The organism is Marinibactrum halimedae, from assembly GCF_021234875.1.
GTDB classification, from domain to species: Bacteria; Pseudomonadota; Gammaproteobacteria; order Pseudomonadales; family Cellvibrionaceae; genus Marinibactrum; species Marinibactrum halimedae.
This window is the reverse complement of sequence record NZ_JAJQVM010000093.1, coordinates 1-1,774: the sequence shown is the minus strand read 5'-3', so window position 1 is coordinate 1,774 and position 1,774 is coordinate 1. Positions and strand designations below refer to the sequence as shown.

Annotated in this window: 1 protein-coding gene; it reads left to right on the top strand. The window is 37.1% G+C overall.

All coding sequences use genetic code 11. The features are described 5' to 3' along the window. Positions 1-466: 466 nt before the first annotated feature. Positions 467-1,642 (top strand): ATP-dependent nuclease, encoded by a 1,176-nt coding sequence (locus LU351_RS20380; RefSeq protein ID WP_232595924.1) that lies wholly within the window; start codon positions 467-469, stop codon positions 1,640-1,642. Positions 1,643-1,774 lie beyond the last annotated feature (132 nt).

The window sequence follows — 1,774 nt, the reverse complement described above, 5'->3', positions numbered from 1 at the left end:
CGATTTGTCACGCTATGCGGCCAACGTGCGTCTGGAATATACAAATAGGGAGAAAAAATCATCAAAAGAACGAATTTTTATCCAATATTTTTGTAAATAAATGCGTAATGATAATTATTTTCGGTAAGTGTTCCGGTAGAAAAATTAGAAAATTATCGCGCTAAAAAAACGAATTTATAGAGGTTCCCTTAAATCAAAGGAAACAGATAAACCTGAAGGTCATAGGCATTATGATGATCATATTTTTACTCAGAAAATTGATTTATTCAATGACAATAATCATCATGTCAAACAAGTAAATCTAAATGAAATATTTAATTTTGTAGATGGTAATAATCAGAACTTTGATTATTTTGCCGATAACTTTCTTTCACTATATACAATACGCTTAGATGGAAAAACTAGATTTTCACTAACTGAGCCTAAGCCATCGGGAGACTTAACTAAACACCCAAGAAATCAACTCATGGCGTTATTCCAAGATGATGAAGCAAGAAAAACAATCAGAGATATAACTTATGATGCACTTGGAAAATATTTCGTCATCGATCCAACGGGTATGACTTCACTCAGAATAAAAATGTCGGAAGAAGAACCTAGCGGTATGATCGAACAAGGTTTAAACGAGGACTCTAGAGCATTTCATACAAACGCTATCGACATCTCTGAAATGAGTGACGGGGTAAAAGCATTTACTGGCTTAGTTTCTGCAACACTATGCCAAGATTATAAAGTTCTTCTAATAGATGAACCTGAAGCATTCCTTCATCCACCACTAGCAAGAAAGCTTGGTAAGACTTTAAGCATTCTTACTAAAGAAAAAGACAGTAAGATTTTCGTGTCTACACATAGCTCTGATTTTGTAATGGGCTGTATTCAGGCAGGGCAAAATGTAAATATCACGCGCTTAACTTATAGTCAGGGAGTTCCGACAGCCAGAACATTATCTTCAGAAACAATTTATGAAATGATGAAAAACCCACTTTTGAGATCAACTGGTGTTCTGAGTGCTATGTTTCACGAGAGTGTAATTGTTTCTGAGTCTGATGCAGATAGAGCCTTTTATCAGGAGATAAATGAAAGACTAAACTACTTCACTAATGATGGCTCAACAGATAGTTTATTTATTAATGCACAAAATAAGCAAACAATTGGCAGAATTGTTTCACCTCTACGTAAAATGGGAATACCGGCTGCTGCAATTGTTGATTTAGATATAATCAAGAAAAATCATGAATTCAAAGAGCTTTGTAAATCTTGTAATGTACCTCAAGCACTGATTGAAAGTTGGGGTGTACTGAGAGGTAATATTAATAAGATATTTGAAAATAACAATTTAAACTCAAATAAACATGGCTTACCTGATCTTCCTGAAGAGCATAGAGGTACTTTAGAGTTACTTCTTAGCAACCTAAGGCAGTATGGAATATTTCCCGTCCCTCGTGGTGCCTTAGAGCAATGGTTACCTCGCCTTGAGATTGAGAACAACCGCCATGGCCCAGGCTGGATTATGGAAGCATTCGACAAAATGGGTGAAAACCCTGAAGAACCAGAGTATGTGAAACCTACAGATAATGACGTTTGGGAATTTATGCGTATAGTTTCACTTTGGGTAAATGACCCTTCAAGATCGGGGCTTTGAAACCTAATCGGGTAAGGGCTGGTATCTAGCCAGCCCTCCCCACACCACCCTGCATGCGGGTCCGCACAGGGCGGTTCATTTAACTACCCGTTAGGGTAATGAACTTTAATCCAACCCTCTTTTAACGATACA